Here is a 16,495-nt window from a genome sequence, read left to right on the forward strand (position 1 = left end):
CCGGCGGCGTAAGCCCTTTTAAGGTCCTTCCCGGGGCGGAGAGCAAAATTTTTCGTTGTGACCCAGCAACGGGGACGCGATTTTTATTTCAGGCCGTCACGCCACCGTCATCCTGCGAGCCTTTTTCCCTGGCGTGGGTTTAGGATACTCACTGACCCGAACGGAGCGAACGGGCATACCAATAGGTTCAATATGTCGGCGGTGGTTTCTGCTTTACCGTGCCTCCCGGCGCAGCCGGAGCATGAGTCCCTGGACAGTGTCTTGCGGCACTGGAACGGCACCGACGACCTGTGGGTCTTTGCTTACGGTTCGCTGATCTGGCGCCCGGGCTTCGCCTGGCAGGAACGCCGCATCACCACCGTCAAGGGCTACCACCGCTCCCTCTGCCTGTGGTCCCACCATCATCGCGGCTCACGTGAAATTCCCGGCCTGGTCTTCGGCCTGGACCGGGGCGGCTGCTGCCGCGGCGTCGCCTTCCGGGTGGCCGCCGCCGACGTCCCGCAGGCCTTCGCGGCCCTGTGGGAGCGCGAGATGATAGACAGTGCCTACACGCCGCGCTGGCTCAACTGCCACAGCGACGCCGGCCAGGTCAGTGGCCTGGTGTTCGTGCTCAATCGCGGCTGCGCCAACTACGCCGGCGAACTGACCGAAGAAAGCCGCGTGGCCGCCATTCGTACCGCGGTCGGCCGCTCGGGCGCCTGCCTCGAATACGTGGTTGAAACCGACAAGGCCTTGCGCGACAACGGTATCGAGGATTGCCGCCTGGGCGCGCTGGTGCGCCGGCTGCTGCCCATCTGCTGAGCGGAGGGCGGGAACGCGGGAAATGGTCGATTCAAAACGACCATCGCGCAAACATATACAGCACATTGCCGCCTGGAATGTAGGTGGCGTAGATGTTCGCCTGCTTGTAGCCCATGGAAACCAGTGGCAGGGCGGCAGGAAAAGGGATGTAGTGCATCATGTCCTTGCGCGCCGTCACGAACAGCGTGTAGCCCGCGCCGAGACGAAAATCGCCAGCAAAGTGACCGACGTATTGGTAACCGTAGCCCGCCACGGGCTGGACGTTGCTGTGCGAATCGAGGAAGGCCATGGCGTACACGCCATGCCAGTCGCCATCGGAATCATAGAGACTGCGGCCGTAGCCGCCCCCTACCGCGAATTCGCGAAACCGGCTGATGGTGGACGGGGCGTAGTGATTGCGGTTATGCCAGGCCCAGCCGCTTAGATACAGATCGCTGTTGCCTTCGGTCCAGATCTGGTCGGCCCGATTGCAGCCGAACTGGACCCAGCTGGGCATGCTGTCACAGGCCGTGGCGGTCGTTGGAAGCGTAGCGGCGGAGACCGCGGTGGCCACGGCGAACGCCATGGCGTGGCGGCGCACGCGGGCGGTAGTCGGTAGGATAGGCAAGGCGATGCTCCCCCTCTGTTGCATGACAACAGCATGACGACACAGCGTCAGGGTAAGCCGCCACGCGCCGCCGGACAAGGTGAAAATGTCCGCGGAGGTGCGTAGGAAGGGATTACAGCAGGAAGATGGTGGCCAGTCCCAGGAAGATGAAAAATCCCAGGGAATCGGTGGCGAAGGTCAGCAGGACGGAAGAGCCGATGGCGGGGTCCTTGCCGAAACGGGCCCGCACCATGGGTACCAGGACACCGAAGGAAGCGCCCACCAACATGTTGCAGATCATCGCCGCCATCATGACCAGGGCGATGGAGGCCGAGCGGGAGATGGCCCAGGCGAAGCCCGCCGCCGCCACGCTGCCGCACAGGCCCACCAGGAACGTCACCAGCAGCTCGCGCTTGACCAGCTGCCACAGGTTACGGCCCGTGATCCGGCCCATCGCCAGGGCGCGGATGATCATGGTCATGGTCTGATTGCCCGAGTTGCCGCCGATGCCGGCGACGATGGACATCAGGAAGGCCAGGATGACGATATGGCTGACCGTGTCTTCGAAGCGCGAGGCGACAAAGGACGCCGTGGCGGCCGTACAGAGATTGAACAGCAGCCAGGGCGCGCGGTTGCGCAAGGCCATCTTGACCGGCGCGAAGATGTCCTCTTCCTGCAGGCCGGCGCGGGACAGGTCCTGCTCCTGCGAGTCTTCACGGATCACGTCCACCACTTCGGCGATGGTCACGCGGCCGATCAGGCGGCCTTGATCGTCCACCACCGGCGCCGAGACCAGGTCGTAGCGCTCGAACGCGCCGGCGGCGTCGGCATCGGAATCGAGCGGCGCCAGCGACAGGTAGTCGGTGGTCATGACTTCGCGGACGTCGGTTTCCGGTTCGCTGACCAGCAGGGTGGACAAGGGCAGGATGCCTTGCAGCTTGTCCTGGCGGTCGACCACGAAGATCTGGTCGGTGTGGTCGGGCAGTTCATGCAGCCGCCGCAGGTAGCGCAGCACGACTTCAAGAGTCACGTCTTCGCGGACCCGGACCATCTCGAAGTCCATGATGGCGCCGACGCTGTCTTCGGGATAGCCCAGGGCTTCCAGCAACTGCGCGCGCTCTTCCTCGGTCAGGCCTTTTTGCACCTCGGCCACCACGTCGGGCGGCAGGTCGGGGGCCAGGTCGGCCAGCTCGTCGGCGTCCAGGTTGCCGGTAGCGGCCACGAGGTCCTGGCGGTCCATCGCCTCGATCAGCGATTCACGGACCCAGTCCTCGACTTCCAGCAGGACGTCGGCGTCGTGCTCGGGGCTGACCAGGCGCCAGACGTTCTGGCGTTCGTCCTTGGGCAACGACTCCAGGATGAAGGCGATGTCGGACGGATGCAGGCCGTCGACCAGGAGTTTCAGCTCGGCTTCGTGCTGGCGCTGGACCAGTTGTTCGACCAGGTCGGCCTTGTCGTCGCCTTCTTCCTGGCGATGGACGAGATTGGCCACCACCTCCTGGCGGCGCAGCAGTTCATGGACTTCGGCCAGTGCGTGCTGGGCATCCTCGGGGTCGAGGCGCCGCGGGGTGGGGGCTGGCCTGGTCGCGGCGGCTTCCGTCATGCGTGGAATCCGTCAGAGGGCCGGCAGGGGGCGGCTGCGGCGGGCGTCGTCCGTGGCGACGTAGACCAGAGTGGCCTCGGTGACCTTGACGATTTCGGCGTCCAGCCGCCGGCGTTGTGCGTAGACCTCGACCGACACCGTGACCGACGTCGTGCCGGTCTTGACGATTTCCGCGTAGAAGCTGCAGACATCGCCGACGAAGACGGGCTGCTTGAAGAGGAAGGAGTTGACCGCAACGGTGGCGACGCGACCGGCGGCGCGCTGGGCTGCCGGGATGGAGCCGGCGATATCCACCTGGGCCATGATCCAGCCGCCAAAGACGTCTCCGTGCACGTTGGCGTCGGCCGGCAGGGGCATGACGCGTAGGGCCGGTTCGCGATCCTTGGGCAGGGAATTCGAGTGCTGAAGCTTGCTGCTGGAGGTCATAAGGCCGGTTCCAAACGAACAACTAGGGACAACTTTGGACAACCGGCCGATTATGCAGGAAAAATGCGTACCCGTTTGTGGAGGACGGGCCCCGGTGACGGGGCGTCGCGTCCAAGCGTCAACTTGCCAGTCAGGTTGCCAGCTTGACGATGGCGTAGCCGCCGAAGATCAGCCACGCGTAGAGGATCAGGCCCAGGGCCAGGACGCGGGGGCCGGCCTTGCGGATCTGGCTGAAGCGGGTCTCGATGCCCAGGGCGGTCATGGCCATGGTCAGGGCGAACACGTCCAGGCGCTTGGCGACGGTGATGACCTGCTCGGGAATGACGCCGAGGGAGTTGATGATGGCCAGCACCAGGAAGCCGACGGCGAACCAGGGCACGGGCAGCTTCGCCGCGGGGGCGCCAGGAGCGGCGCCATCCGCGTTGGCGCGGCTGCCGCGCAACCACATGCCGAGAACCAGCAGCACCGGGACCAGCAAGGCCACGCGGGTCATCTTCACGATGGTGGCGACTTCGGTGGTGGCGGGGTCGATATTGCTGGCAGCGCCGACGACCTGGGCGACTTCGTGCACGGTGCCGCCGATGTAGATGCCCAGTGCCTGGGTGTCGAAGTGCAGCCAGCCGGCGTGATAGAACACCGGGTAGAGAAACATGGACAGCGTGCCGAACAGCACCACCGTGGCCACCGCCACCGCGCTCTTGTGGGGTTGGGCGCGCAGGGTGGGCTCGAAGGCCAGCACGGCGGCCGCGCCGCAGATGGCGCTGCCCGCCGAGGTCAGCATGGCGGTATCGCGGTCCAGGCCCAACACCCGCTGGCCGACCACGGTGCCCAGGACCAGGGTGCCGACCACCACGGATACGGAGACGGCCAGGCCGGGCAGGCCGACGGCGGCGATCTGCTGGATGCTGATGTTCAGGCCGTAGAACGCCACCGCGATACGCAGCAGCTTGCGGGCGGTGAAGTTGACGCCGACGCCCCAGTCCGCGGGCATGGTGCCGCGCAGGAAGTTGCCGTAGATCATGCCGCAGACGATGCCCACCACCAGGGGGGAGAAGCCCAATCCGCGGATCACCGGCAGGTCGGCCAGCTGCACGACCGCGGCTGCCAGGAGGCCTACGAACAACACCCCGTTGAGCTTGTCGCGCCAGGGGGACGGGAGGGGGAGGGCAGTGGAGGACATGAGATGGTTTATTTATTTATAAATAACTGGAAGAAATATTAGAGCGCTTGTCGATATTTGAAAAATGGCATTATTGGATATGTAATATCGGGGATTCTGATATCGTTGTGCGCAGCGTGCGCTGCGTGCGCTGCTTTGGCTGCCACGCTGCCGCGCGGCAGCCGGCCGGGCTGCGCCGGGGCTAACGCCCGGCGCGTGGACGGGCGGGGCGTGCCGGGGCTGCGCCCGGCGCGTAAACGGGCGGGTCTTGCCGCGGGGCTGGCGCAGCAGCGTTGTCGTCGAAACACTCTTAATAGGGCCGTCCATGACGCCGGAACAGCTACTTACCTTCGCCTACGTCGCCGACGCCGGCAATATCAGCCGGGCCGGCGAGCTGCTGCATTTGTCGCAGCCGGCGGTGTCGGGCCAGTTGAAGGCGCTACAGGAATGGTTCGGCGAGCCGCTCTACCGGCGCCGCGGTCATGGCGTGGTGCTGACCAGCGCCGGCGAACGCCTGGCCGAGCAGGCGCGCCAACTGCGTCAGGCCTACGGCCAGGCCCGCGCCGTCCGCGACGACTGGCGTAACGTCGCTTCAGGCACCCTGCGCCTGGGCGCCAGCACGACGCCAGCCAGCTACCTGCTGCCCGCCCTGGTGGCGGAGTTCCGCCATCGCCACCCCGCCGTCACCTTGCATCTCTCGGACGGAAATACCGCGCAGATCGTGCAGCGGCTTCCTCTTCTGGACATGGCCTTCATCGAAGGCGAGGTGCCGGCGAATCTGCCCGCCGACACCGAAGCCCATGCCTGGCGCCAGGACGAAGTGGTGGCGGTGGTGCGCGCCGACCATCCCCTGGGCCAGGGACGCAGCGCAACCCTGGCGCAATTGGCCAGTTGCTCTCTGGTGATGCGGGAGCCGGGCTCCGGCGTGCGCCGCCTGGTCGAACAGGCCTTCGCGCACGCGCAGCTGGCGCCGGAAGTGGCGCTGGAGCTGGCGGGTGTGGAGGGGGTCAAACAGGCCGTGCGCGCCGGCCTGGGCGTGGGCTTCGTCTCCGCCATGTCGATGCGGCACGAAGACGGTTCCCTGAGAGCACTGCGTATCGGGGGCGATCCGGCGTCCCAGGGCCTGACGCGCACCCTGAGCATCCTTCTACCCCACGCAGGTGCCCCGGCCCGCGCCGCAGCTTTGTTCCTGCAGCTATGCCAGAGCGCGGCCGACGTGGCCGCTGCCTGAACGCGCGGTCCGCGCGCCCAAGGACGCGCTTACCGTGGCTGTTCCCGCCCCAGCCACTGCCGCGCCACTTCCACCCAATAACTGCCGCCCAGCGGCAGCAGGTCGTCATTGAAGTCGTAGCTGCCGTTGTGCAGCATGCAGGGCCCCAAGCCGTGGCCTGAATCGCGGTGGCCGCCTTCGCCATTGCCGATCCACACATAAGCCCCTTCCTTCACCTGCAACATGAAGGCAAAGTCTTCGGCGCCCATGGTGGGCTGCACGTCGGCATTGACGTTCTCCGCGCCGACCAGCCCGCGCATCACTTCCGCGCAGAAAGCCGCCTGGGCCGGATGATTGATGGTGGGCGGATAGTTGCGCGCGAAAACGAACTCCACCGTGCAGTCCATGGCCGCGCAGGTGTGCTCGATGATGGTCCGCATGCGCCGCTCGATCAGGTCCAGGGTCTCAAGCGTGAAAGTGCGCACCGTGCCCCGCATCACCGCTTCGGTAGGCACGACGTTATCGGCGCTGCCGGTGTGGATCTGCGTGATGCTGAGCACCGCGGCGTCCAGCGGATTGCGGTTGCGCGTGATGATGGTCTGCAAGGACTGCGCCAGTTGCACCGCCGTCATCACCGGGTCGACACCCAGGTTGGGCATGCCGGCATGGGTACCCTTGCCGGAGATGGTGATGATGAATTCGTTGCTGGACGCCATGATCGGCCCGGACGTCAGGCCGAAGGTGCCGACCTTCATCCCGGGCCAGTTGTGCATGCCGAACACCGCTTCCATGGGGAATTTTTCAAAAAGGCCGTCGTCGACCATGCGCTTGGCGCCGCCGCCATTTTCTTCGGCCGGCTGGAAGATGACGTACACGGTGCCGTCGAAATCCCGCTGGTCGGCAAGGAAACGCGCCGCCGCGAGCAGCATCGCCGTGTGGCCGTCGTGGCCGCAGGCGTGCATTTTTCCAGGTGTGCGGCTGGCGTGCTCGAAGGTATTGTTTTCCTGCATCGGCAGGGCGTCCATGTCGGCGCGCAGGCCTACCGCGCGACCATTGTCGGTACGGCCCTTGATGATGCCGACCACGCCGGTCCCGGCCAGGCCGCGATGGGTGGGAATGCCCCAGGCTTCCAGCTGCGTGGCGACGACGTCGGCGGTACGGTGTTCTTCGTAGGACAGTTCAGGATGGGCGTGCAGATCGCGGCGGATGGCGGCGATTTCCGCCTGCCAGGCGACGATGGGTTCGAGCAGGTTCATAAGGCACCATTGGGGGCGGTGATGCCGGGGGCGGCGATCGTAGACATCTGAGCGTATCATCAAACCCAAAACAGACTAAATGGAGACAAACACCATGCCGCGTCCATGGCTCAGCCACTATCCACGGGGCGTCCCCGCGGATATTTCCGCCGATGGGTATGTGTCGTTGGTGGATTTGCTGGATCGTGCCTGCGACCGCTATGCCAGCCGGGTGGCTTGCACGGCCCTGGGGACCGACATCAGCTATGGACGGCTGGACCGTTACGCACGGTATTTCGCCGGTTGGCTGCAGTCCCTGGGCCTGGCGCCGGGCAGCCGGGTGGCCTTGATGATGCCCAACGTCCCCGCGTATCTGGCCTGCCTGCTGGGGGTGCTGCGGTCCGGCCATGTGATCGTCAACGTCAATCCGCTGTACAAGCCCGCGGAGCTGCGGCGGCAACTGGATGACAGCGGCGCCGAGGTCATCGTCGTGCTGGAGCGTTTCGCTCACGTCGTGCAGGAAGTGCGGGAGGCCGATCACCCGCCCACCTCCTTGCGCCACGTCGTCGTGGTGGCGATCGGCGACCTGCTGGGCGGCTTGAAGGAAACCCTGGTCAACGTCGTGGCGCGCCATGTGAAGAAAGTCGTGCCGGCCTGGCGCATCGCCGATGCCGTGACGTTGAAGTCCGCCTTGCACAACGGCCAGCGGGCCGGTTTCAAGCCGCCGGCCTTGGGGATGGACGATCTGGCGGTGCTGCAATACACGGGCGGCACCACCGGCATTCCCAAAGGCGCGATGCTGACCCACCGCAATCTGGTCAACAACGTCCTGCAGACCGAGGCCGTGGCCTGGCCCGCCCTGCATGACATCGCCGGCCAGATGACCATCCTCAGCGCCTTGCCGCTGTATCACGTGTTCGCGATGACCGTCTGCGGCCTGTACGGCATGCATGCGGGCATGCGCAATCTGCTGATCCTCGACCCGCGCGACCACGCCACGCTGACCAAGGCCTGGCGCCGCACACCGGTGAATATCTTCCCGGGGGTCAACACGCTGTTCAATGCGCTGTCGCATAACGCCGGCTTCGCCGCGCTGGATTTTTCCGCGCTGCGCCTGACGTTCGGCGGCGGGATGGCGGTGCAGGGCGCCGTGGCGGAACGGTGGATGAAGATGACGGGCCGGCCGGTGATCGAAGGCTATGGCTTGTCGGAAACCGCGCCGGTTGCCGCCGTCAATCCGACCGACAGCCTGAGCTATTCCGGCAGCATAGGCTTGCCGGTGCCGTCCACCGATATCGCCATCCTGGACGATGCGGGGCAGCACTTGAAGGATGGCGAGCGCGGTGAAGTGTGCATCCGCGGGCCGCAGGTGATGCGGGGTTACTGGCGCCGGCCCGAGGAAACCCGGCAGGTGATGACCGAAGACGGCTTTTTCCGCACCGGTGACATCGGCATCATGGACGACCAGGGCTTTGTCCGCATCGTCGATCGCAAGAAGGACATGATCACCGTGTCGGGCTTCAAGGTCTATCCCAATGAGGTCGAGGATGCCATCGCGGCGCTGCCTGGGGTGCGTGAAGTGGCCGCCGTCGGTGTGGACGACGTGCACTCCGGCGAAGTGGTCAAGGCCTATGTGGTGCGCGACGACGAAGCACTGACCGAGTCCCAGGTCAAGGAGTGGTGCCGAACCCGTCTGACGGGCTACAAGTGCCCCCGCTCGGTCGAGTTCCGCGAGGAGTTGCCCAAAAGCAATGTGGGCAAGATCCTGCGGCGCGAACTGCGCGGATAGCCGGCGCGGGCCGGCATCCGCTTCAGCCCTTCTTGGCGGGAGGCGCCGTCAGGTGCGGGGCCAGCATGCCTTTCAAGGCTTCGGCGATCTTCGGATTGCCCGACACCACATAGCCGCCGATCGGCCAGGGGTCGACGCCGTACATGTCTTCGGCCACGCCGCCCGCTTCACGCAGGATCAAGGTGCCGGCGGCCACGTCCCAGGGCGCCAGGCCCATTTCCCAATAGCCGTCGAAGCGTCCGGCCGCCGTCCATGCCAGGTCCAGCGCCGCCGCACCCAGCCGGCGCACGCCGCGGGTGTTCTCGATGGCGTAGTGCAAGGTCGGCATGTATTGGCTGGCGAACGAGAAGTCGCGGAACGGAAAGCCCGTGGCCAGCACGGCATCGTCCAGGGTCTGGGTGCGCGAGCAGTGGATGCGATGGCCGTTGAGCCAGGCGCCGATGCCGTACACCGCGTTGAACAGCTCTTCCCGGCTGGGATCGTAGATGGCCGCCACCACGGGCGTATCCACGTCGACCGTGGTGCCGGCCGCCACCTGGGTGCCGGCATGGGCGATCAGCGCGATCGACACGGCATAATGCGGGATGCCATGCAGGAAGTTGGTAGTGCCGTCCAGCGGGTCGATGTACCAGGTGGCGCGGCCGGCGACCTTGCCGCCCGTTTCTTCGGCGACGATGCCGAATTGCGGCGTGCGGGCGCGCAGTTCCTGGATGACGGCTTCCTCGGCCTCGCGATCGGCTTGCGACACCAGATCGTTGCGGGCTTTGCGGTCGATCACGAGATCGGCCCGGTGATGCGAATACGATTGCAGGATGGCGGCGCCGGCGTGTGCCGCCGTTACCGCGGCATCCAGTGCCGCGCCCAGGTCGAGAGGTGCTTCCGTCGACGGAGTCTGGCTGGTGTTTTGCATGCGCTATGACCTTTGTTCGTGAGGAGGGCGGTGTGCCGGCAGCGCTTCCGCGCATGGAAAAGGCGTCTTTCGTGCGCCAGACCATGCCTGGGGTGTAATCTGCTGGCCGCATTACTCGCGATTCTACGCTTTCAAGTTCAACGCAATATGTACGCCGCGGAATGCGGGGTTGATCGACCGATGTCTTCGTTGTTTTCCTACCAGCCCCTGATCCCCGCCGACCCGGCTGTCGACGTGCGCGGGCTTCCCTATAGCGACCGCTATGGCGATGTCTACCATTCCCCGCACGGGCCCTGGGGGCAAATCGATTATGTCTTTCTGCGCGGCAATGGCCTGCCGGGCCGCTGGCAGGGGCGCGATGCGTTCACGGTCTGCGAGACCGGCTTCGGGCTGGGCCTGAATTTCCTTGGCCTGTGGCGGGCCTGGCGGGCCGATCCGGCGCGCTCGCGACGCCTGCATATGGTGTCTTTCGAAGCCCATCCCTGGCGGCGCGAGGATCTGGCGCGGCAACTGCGCGAACACGCCGGGACGGACGATCTGTGGCCCCTGGCCGACGCCTTGCTGGAGCAGTGGCCCCCCTTGCTGCCGGGCGTGCATCGCCTGGAGTTCGAAAACGGCAACATCACGCTGACCCTGGTGTTCGGCGACGCCTTGGCTTGCGTGCCGCGGGTGCGTTTCGGCGCGGACGCGTTTTTTCTCGATGGTTTCAAGCCGGCCCGCAATCCGGCCATGTGGTCCGCCGAGTTGATCAAGGCGCTGGCCGCTCATGCCTTGCCGGGCGCCACCGCGGCCACGTGGTGCAGCGCGGGCGCGGTGCGCCGGGCCCTGCGGGAGCACGGGTTCGCGGTCACCCGGGAGGAAGGCTTCGGCGCAAAAACCCATATGGTGACGGCGCGGTGGCTCGGGGGAGAGGATGCCGGCAATGTGGGCAATGCGGACGATGCGGACGATGCGGACGATGCGGACGATGCGGGGGCCGATGACGAGGCCGGCGGCGCTGACGGCCGGGTGGCCGGGCGGAATGGTGCCGCCCAGGTGGCGCAGGCCAACGCCGGTGGCGCGGGCGACAGCCTCGCCGCCCGCGTCCGCAGGGGCTATGTCCTGGTCGTTGGGGCAGGGCTGGCGGGCGCGGGGGTCGCACACGCACTCGCGTTGCGGGGCCTCACGGTGACGGTGGCGGAGATGCCCGGCGCGCCGCATGGCGGCCATCTGGCCGCGGCCTTGACGCCGCTGGTCTCGCGCGACGACAACAAACGGGCGCGGCTGTCGCGCGCGGGCAGCCAGCGCGCGCTGGCTCGCTGGATGACGCTGCCGGGCGAGGCCAGGCCGCTACGCTGTGGCACCCTGCAATTGACGCGCGAACGGACCCGCGGCGGCAAGGCTGACGCCGCCGCAAGCGCCGCATCCGCCGCAACTGGCGCAACTGGCGCAACTGGCGCAACAGCTGCGACAGCTGTATCCGGTGTATCGGCCGCATCCGACCTGGACGGCGCCAATCGCGCGATGCTGGCCGCGCTGGATTTCCCCGCGGAATGGATCCGCGCCGTCGATGCCGAAGAAGCCAGCCGACTGGCCGGACTCCCCGTGGCGCGCGGCGCACTCTACTTCGCCGATGGCCTGCTGCTAAGGCCGCAGCCCCTCATCGATGCCCTCCTGGACAGCCCCGGCGTGACGCGCAAGACCGCGCAGGTGCTGCGCCTGCGGCGGCAGCCGGACGGCTGGGTCGCCGAGACGCCTGACGGCGATTTGCCGCCGGCCGCGGCCGTGGTGCTGGCCAACGCGGCCGGCACGCCCGCCGTGCTGGAGGCCAGCGGCCTGCTGGAACGCCTGCCCCGCCTGGCGCAAATGCACGCCTTGGCGGGCGAGGTCGTGGCGGTAGCGGCCGATATGGTGGACGGTGGCCCGCGTTGCATCGTCGGGGGCGAGGGGTATTTCCTACCGGCCGTGGACGGCGCCTGCGTCGCGGGGAGCACCTATGCGCACGGCGCCACTGTTACGGAAGTGACCCCCGCGGGCCAGGCGGTCTGCCTGGGCAAGGCCGCGTCGCTGCTCGGCGGAAAGCCGGCGGTGGCGCTGGCCGCTATGGCCGCAGAAGCCGCAGAAGCCGGTGGGGCAGCCGAAGCCGGTGGGGCAACTGGGACAGTTGGGGCAGCCGGAGCCGCCGGGGCCGGCACGACTGCCGCAGCCGCCACGGCTGGTTGGGCCGGCTGGCGCGCTGTGCTGCCTGGCCGTCTACCCGCCATCGGTCCGGTCGAAGATGCCCCCGGGCTGCTCCTGGCTACCGGTTATGCGTCCCGCGGGCTAAGTTGGAGCGCCTTGGCGGGCGACATTTTGGCGGCCATTTTGTGCGACGAACCCCTCCCTCTGGAGGAGGACCTGATGGCCGAAATCGCGCCCCGCTGATTTTTGAATTTTGTTGCGTTATCAAGAATTGCATGCAGTTGGCGGGACTTGGCCCCTGATTAAACACACTTCTCATTACGCACGAATGACCGTCAGCGTAAAAATGAGTGCTCGCTTCGCCTCCTGAGCGCATACTTACGCGCGCCTGGCGGGCGCCTCATGCGGCCCCCGAAAGTCATCCGAGTTTATTTCAGCGGATAAATCCGTCAAAATAACGCCTTTTGGTGCTTTTTGGCTTCAGCGGGGGATGCTCTGTGCCGTCCAAGTACGACTTTGCCCATACTAACCAGCTCGAGACGGTCGAGTTGTTGACTGCCCGCCCCAGCCGTATCGATTTCGACGCGGGCGATGGTTTGCGCCTGGTGGTAGAGGCGCATGCGCCTAATGTGTTTCGCCTGCGGTTCGGTTCCGCTCATCAGTTTGCCGACGATAAACCGACGGCGCGTCAGCGCGCGGTCGCGGAAATGTTACTGGCCCGCCAGGAGGCTGTAGGCGAAGCCACCGTGGCGCCGCTAGGCGACGCCACCGGCTGGCGCATCACGCAGGGCGACGCGGCGCTAGAAGTGCATAGCGATCCGCTCAGCGTGGTGCTGTTCAAGGGCGAGCAGCGGGTTCTCGAATCCGCGCTCAACGAACACACGCCGGGCTTCGGTCACAACGCGTCGCTGGACGACGTCAACGAGGCGGTCTGGACCGCCGGCTTCGCGCTGCGCGCGGAAGACCGTGTCTATGGCCTGGGCGAAACCCCCGGCGACCTGAACCGGCGCGGCGAGGACGTCGTCTCCGACGATCCGCAACATCGCGCCCTGCCTTTGGCATGGAGCCCCGCGGGTTGGGGTGTCTACGTCAATACCATTCGCCGGGTGCAACATGCGCCTGGCGTGGCGCCGGCGGATGACGCCTACATCGTCACGGTCGACGATACGGTCCTGGATATCTTCCTGTTCGTTGGCGACCCCAGCGAAGTGCTCAATCAATACACCGCGTTGACCGGCCGTGCCGGACAACCGGTGCTGTGGGCCATGGGTGTCTGGCTGCGCCAGGCCGAAGGCGAGATGCCGACGCAGACCGCCGCCCTGATCGAACGCTTGCGCGAGCAACAGCTGCCGCTGGACGCCGTGCAACTGGCGCAACCCGCGGCCTGGTCCTTCCAGAGCGACAAGCCGCTGCTGGAGTGGGACGCCGCGCGTTTCCCCGATGCCAAGCAGATGCTCGCGCTGTTCCACAAGCACAACGTGCATGTGTGCGCGGCCGGCTTCCCCGGTGTCCTGCTGCATACGCCCTTGTTCGAGGAACTGGAAGATCGCGGCTGGTTGCTGCTCAAGGACGAGGGCGGCGCCCAGGTGTTCGACGGCACGCCGGCCTCGGGCGGCAAGCCTTTCGGGCTGCTGGATCTGACGCACCGCGACGTCTACACGCTGTGGATGGAGCGCCATCGCCAACTGATCGACGACGGCCTGGACGCGCCTGCTGGCGACGCCCAGCCTGATATTCCCGACAACGTCACCGCGCGTGGCGGCGAATCGGGCCCGGCCCTGCGCACGATCTATCCGCTGTTGGCGCGCCGCGCGCTGTACGACGCTGTCGCCGGCCTCAAGGTGCCGCCCGAAGGCGTGGCGCCGGGCGCCGATCTGTTCCCGGGCGCACAGCGCCTGCCGTGGCAGACCGGACCCGCGGTCAGCAACGACTGGGATGGCCTGTGCCACAGCCTGCGCACGGCCCTGTCCGTCGGCGCCAGCGGCATCCCGGTGCAGATGCATAACCTGGGCTCCGCCACCGCGCCACAGGAAGGCATGACCCCGGAGCTCTATCTGCGCTGGCTGACGTTCGGCGTGTTCTCCGCCAACTTCTGTTTCGAAGGCGTGGACCGTCTGTTGCCTTGGGCGTTCGGCGAAGAGACGCTGGCGCACGCACGCACCTGGCTGCAATGGCGTTATCGTCTGGTGCCTTATGTGCTGGGCGCCATCGAAGACGCCGCGCGCACCGGCCTGCCGGTGCAGCGCTCGATGGCGATGTCCTTCCCCAACGATCCGCAAGCCCATGACTGGGACCTGCAATATCTGCTGGGCCCGGCCCTGCTGGTCGCCCCCATCGTGCGGCCGGGACAGAGCGTGCAAGTGTATTTGCCCAAGGGCGACGCCTGGTGGGATCTGAATACCGGCCATCGTTACGAAGGCGGCAGTGTCTGGACGATCGAGTGCGGCCTGGGGCAGTATCCCGTGTTCGGACGCGAAGGGCACATGCTTTGCCTGGGACCGGCCGCGCAGCACACCGGTGAGTTCAATTCGGCTCGTATCCTGGACGAAGTCTGGATGTTCGGCATGCCGGTGCACAATCCCGTGGTGATGCGCAACAAGATCCGTGTCATGCAGATGCAGGGATCCAGCTACATCAAGGGCCTGGAAGGCCTGCGCATCCTCCCGTCAGAAGGGTTGGAGGTCAAACGCCGCGGCGCCGAAGTTCGTATCTCGCGCGCACGCTGACGTCTTTCCTACCTGGCGCCATGGTTCCTTCCCTGGGAGGACCATGGCGTTTTCTTTTGCCCTTCCTTTATATAACTTAAAGTTATTAAAAATAGAAGAAACAGTCGTTCTAATTAGAACGGTGATCGGTCAGAATGGCGCGCCATGATTCATATCGAAAATCTCCATAAGACCTATGCCACCCCGCACGGCCGCTTCGAGGCCCTGCGGGGTATCAGCCTGGACGTCGCCCAGGGCGAGGTTTTTGGAATCATCGGCCCCAGCGGGGCCGGTAAAAGTACCCTGGTTCAGTGCATCAACCTGCTGGAACGCCCTGACGAAGGCAGCATCACGCTCGCCGGCCAGGCCTTGACCGGCTTGTCCGAAGTGCAGTTGCGCCAGCAACGGCGCCGGATCGGCATGGTGTTCCAGGGCTTCAACCTGCTGGCCCGCCGCACGGTGTACGGCAACGTGGCCTTGCCGCTGGAGATCGCCGGCGTGGCCAAGGCCGAGATCCCGGCCCGTGTCGAGCGCCTGCTGGCGCTGGTGGGCCTGGAGCACCTGCGCGACCGCTACCCCAGCCAGATCAGCGGTGGCCAGAAGCAGCGGGTGGGCATCGCCCGCGCGTTGGCCAACGCGCCGGACGTGCTGCTCAGCGACGAGGCGACCTCGGCCCTGGATCCGGAGACCACGCACAACATCCTGGCGTTGTTGCGCGACATCAACCGCAAGACCGGCGTCACCGTGGTCATGATCACGCACCAGATGGAAGTCGTGCGCGAGGTCTGCGACCGCGTGGCCGTGTTGTCGCAGGGCCAGATCGTGGAAGTCGGCCGCACCCTGGATGTTTTCGCCGCGCCGCGCCACGAAGTGACGCGCGCCATGGTGTCCGCCACCACGGCAGCGGACCTGAACGACGCCAGCATGCAGGCCGTGCGGCTGCGCATGAAGGACGCGGTGGCCCGCAAGCCTGAAGCGCCGATCCAGCTGCTGCGCCTGGCGCTGGGCGGTGGCCAGGACGGCGCCGCGCTGTTGCTGCAACTGGCGCGCCAGCACGACCTTGACCTGCACATCGTGCAGGCCCGCGTCGACGACGTGCAAGGCGTTGCCGTCGGCACGCTGTTCGTCCTGGCGCAAGGCCTGCCCGCCGCACTGAAACAGGCCGCCGCCGAGTTGGCTGCCCGTGAAATAACCGTACAAGAAATCGCCCATGAGCCCGCAACTGATCGACCTTCTGCTTTCCTCGCTGCTTGAGACCCTGTTGATGGTGGGCGTGTCCAGCGGCGTTGCCGTGCTCGTGGGCGTGCCCCTGGGCGTGGCGCTGATCGTCACCGGACGCGATGCCATGCTGCAGAACCTGGGGTTCAATCGCGTGCTGGCGGTGGTTATCAACATCACGCGGTCGGTGCCCTTCGTCATCCTGATGGTGGCGATCATTCCGTTCACGCGCTTGATCGCCCAGACGTCCATCGGCACTGCCGCGGCCATCGTGCCCCTGACGGTGGCGGCCATCCCCTTCATGGCGAGAATTGCCGAGAACGCCATGCGCGAGGTCGAGCCCGGCTTGATCACGGCGGCGCGCGCCATGGGTGCTTCGCCTATGCAGATCATCGTCAAGGTATTGCTGCCCGAGGCGCTGCCAGGCCTGGTCGCGGCCACCATCGTCACGGTGATCAGCCTGATCGGCTATTCCGCCATGGCCGGCGCCATCGGCGGCGGCGGGCTGGGCGATATGGGGATCCGCTACGGCTACCAACGATTCCTTCCGGAAGTCATGACGGCTGTCGTCGTGGTCTTGGTGGTGGTGGTTCAGGTGATCCAGAGCTTTGGCGATTGGCTGGTGCGACGGATATCGCATCGCTGACACATCATAATTTTCAAGGAAACCGCCCGTGATCCGGGAATGACGGT

The 16,495-nt window shown here is 66.2% G+C and carries 13 protein-coding genes; 7 read left to right on the top strand and 6 right to left on the bottom strand.

What is annotated here, in order from left to right:
- Window positions 1-192 precede the first annotated feature (192 nt).
- Entirely contained in the window at window positions 193-801 is a 609-nt protein-coding gene (locus ASB57_RS28755) for a gamma-glutamylcyclotransferase (RefSeq protein WP_057655397.1), read from the top strand.
- 31 nt (window positions 802-832) lie between these two features.
- On the opposite strand, the gene pagP is transcribed toward ASB57_RS28755, so the two are convergent.
- The 4 genes from pagP to ASB57_RS28775 form a co-directional block, all read right to left on the bottom strand.
- On the bottom strand, window positions 833-1,366 hold the full coding sequence (pagP, locus tag ASB57_RS28760; RefSeq protein ID WP_057656530.1) for a lipid IV(A) palmitoyltransferase PagP: 534 nt from the start codon (window positions 1,364-1,366) through the stop codon (window positions 833-835).
- 154 nt (window positions 1,367-1,520) lie between these two features.
- Window positions 1,521-2,990 carry a magnesium transporter gene (gene mgtE / locus ASB57_RS28765; RefSeq protein WP_057655398.1) on the bottom strand — a complete coding sequence of 490 codons (1,470 nt, stop codon included), beginning with the start codon at window positions 2,988-2,990 and terminating at the stop codon, window positions 1,521-1,523.
- 12 nt (window positions 2,991-3,002) lie between these two features.
- Window positions 3,003-3,416, bottom strand: a complete 414-nt coding sequence (locus ASB57_RS28770; RefSeq protein ID WP_057655400.1) for an acyl-CoA thioesterase — start codon at window positions 3,414-3,416, stop codon at window positions 3,003-3,005.
- Window positions 3,417-3,546: 130 nt separating this feature from the next.
- A complete protein-coding gene (locus ASB57_RS28775) occupies window positions 3,547-4,596 on the bottom strand; it encodes a YeiH family protein (RefSeq protein WP_057655402.1) in 1,050 nt (349 codons plus the stop codon).
- Between the two features lie 304 nt (window positions 4,597-4,900).
- Here ASB57_RS28775 and ASB57_RS28780 point away from each other — a divergent pair, with 304 nt between their 5' ends.
- Complete coding sequence (locus ASB57_RS28780) at window positions 4,901-5,806, top strand: LysR family transcriptional regulator (RefSeq protein WP_057655404.1); 906 nt, start codon at window positions 4,901-4,903, stop codon at window positions 5,804-5,806.
- 29 nt (window positions 5,807-5,835) lie between these two features.
- On the opposite strand, the gene ASB57_RS28785 is transcribed toward ASB57_RS28780, so the two are convergent.
- Window positions 5,836-7,041: a M20 aminoacylase family protein gene (locus ASB57_RS28785; RefSeq protein WP_057655406.1), complete on the bottom strand. Its 1,206-nt coding sequence runs from the start codon at window positions 7,039-7,041 to the stop codon at window positions 5,836-5,838.
- 94 nt (window positions 7,042-7,135) lie between these two features.
- On the opposite strand from ASB57_RS28785, the gene ASB57_RS28790 reads away from it, so the two are divergent.
- A complete protein-coding gene (locus ASB57_RS28790; RefSeq protein WP_057655408.1) occupies window positions 7,136-8,809 on the top strand; it encodes an AMP-binding protein in 1,674 nt (557 codons plus the stop codon).
- A gap of 22 nt (window positions 8,810-8,831) precedes the next feature.
- Here ASB57_RS28790 and ASB57_RS28795 read toward each other — a convergent pair whose 3' ends face one another.
- Window positions 8,832-9,719 carry an inositol monophosphatase family protein gene (locus ASB57_RS28795; RefSeq protein ID WP_057655410.1) on the bottom strand — a complete coding sequence of 296 codons (888 nt, stop codon included), beginning with the start codon at window positions 9,717-9,719 and terminating at the stop codon, window positions 8,832-8,834.
- Between the two features lie 180 nt (window positions 9,720-9,899).
- On the opposite strand from ASB57_RS28795, the gene mnmD reads away from it, so the two are divergent.
- The 4 genes from mnmD (at window position 9,900) to ASB57_RS28815 (ending at window position 16,448) form a co-directional block, all read left to right on the top strand.
- A complete protein-coding gene (gene mnmD / locus ASB57_RS28800) occupies window positions 9,900-12,122 on the top strand; it encodes a tRNA (5-methylaminomethyl-2-thiouridine)(34)-methyltransferase MnmD (RefSeq protein ID WP_057655411.1) in 2,223 nt (740 codons plus the stop codon).
- Window positions 12,123-12,376: 254 nt separating this feature from the next.
- Window positions 12,377-14,605 carry a TIM-barrel domain-containing protein gene (locus ASB57_RS28805; RefSeq protein WP_057655413.1) on the top strand — a complete coding sequence of 743 codons (2,229 nt, stop codon included), beginning with the start codon at window positions 12,377-12,379 and terminating at the stop codon, window positions 14,603-14,605.
- 144 nt (window positions 14,606-14,749) lie between these two features.
- Window positions 14,750-15,838 (top strand): methionine ABC transporter ATP-binding protein, encoded by a 1,089-nt coding sequence (locus tag ASB57_RS28810; RefSeq protein WP_057655415.1) that lies wholly within the window; start codon window positions 14,750-14,752, stop codon window positions 15,836-15,838.
- Complete coding sequence (locus tag ASB57_RS28815; protein WP_057655417.1) at window positions 15,795-16,448, top strand: methionine ABC transporter permease; 654 nt, start codon at window positions 15,795-15,797, stop codon at window positions 16,446-16,448. The genes ASB57_RS28810 and ASB57_RS28815 overlap by 44 nt, the downstream gene beginning before the upstream one ends.
- The last annotated feature ends 47 nt before the right edge of the window (window positions 16,449-16,495 follow it).

It is taken from the genome of Bordetella sp. N, assembly GCF_001433395.1.
Taxonomy (GTDB): domain Bacteria; phylum Pseudomonadota; class Gammaproteobacteria; order Burkholderiales; family Burkholderiaceae_B; genus Bordetella_C.

Excerpts from the sequence above, each read along its gene's own strand:
- ASB57_RS28755 (WP_057655397.1), top strand. The coding sequence starts at position 193 with ATGTCGGCGGTGGTTTCTGCTTTACCGTGCCTCCCGGCGCAGCCGGAG.
- ASB57_RS28775 (WP_057655402.1), bottom strand. The coding sequence starts at position 4,596 with ATGTCCTCCACTGCCCTCCCCCTCCCGTCCCCCTGGCGCGACAAGCTC.
- mgtE (WP_057655398.1), bottom strand. The coding sequence starts at position 2,990 with ATGACGGAAGCCGCCGCGACCAGGCCAGCCCCCACCCCGCGGCGCCTC.
- ASB57_RS28815 (WP_057655417.1), top strand. The coding sequence starts at position 15,795 with ATGAGCCCGCAACTGATCGACCTTCTGCTTTCCTCGCTGCTTGAGACC.
- ASB57_RS28795 (WP_057655410.1), bottom strand. The coding sequence starts at position 9,719 with ATGCAAAACACCAGCCAGACTCCGTCGACGGAAGCACCTCTCGACCTG.
- ASB57_RS28790 (WP_057655408.1), top strand. The coding sequence starts at position 7,136 with ATGCCGCGTCCATGGCTCAGCCACTATCCACGGGGCGTCCCCGCGGAT.
- pagP (WP_057656530.1), bottom strand. The coding sequence starts at position 1,366 with ATGGCGTTCGCCGTGGCCACCGCGGTCTCCGCCGCTACGCTTCCAACG.
- ASB57_RS28785 (WP_057655406.1), bottom strand. The coding sequence starts at position 7,041 with ATGAACCTGCTCGAACCCATCGTCGCCTGGCAGGCGGAAATCGCCGCC.
- mnmD (WP_057655411.1), top strand. The coding sequence starts at position 9,900 with ATGTCTTCGTTGTTTTCCTACCAGCCCCTGATCCCCGCCGACCCGGCT.
- ASB57_RS28770 (WP_057655400.1), bottom strand. The coding sequence starts at position 3,416 with ATGACCTCCAGCAGCAAGCTTCAGCACTCGAATTCCCTGCCCAAGGAT.
- ASB57_RS28780 (WP_057655404.1), top strand. The coding sequence starts at position 4,901 with ATGACGCCGGAACAGCTACTTACCTTCGCCTACGTCGCCGACGCCGGC.
- ASB57_RS28810 (WP_057655415.1), top strand. The coding sequence starts at position 14,750 with ATGATTCATATCGAAAATCTCCATAAGACCTATGCCACCCCGCACGGC.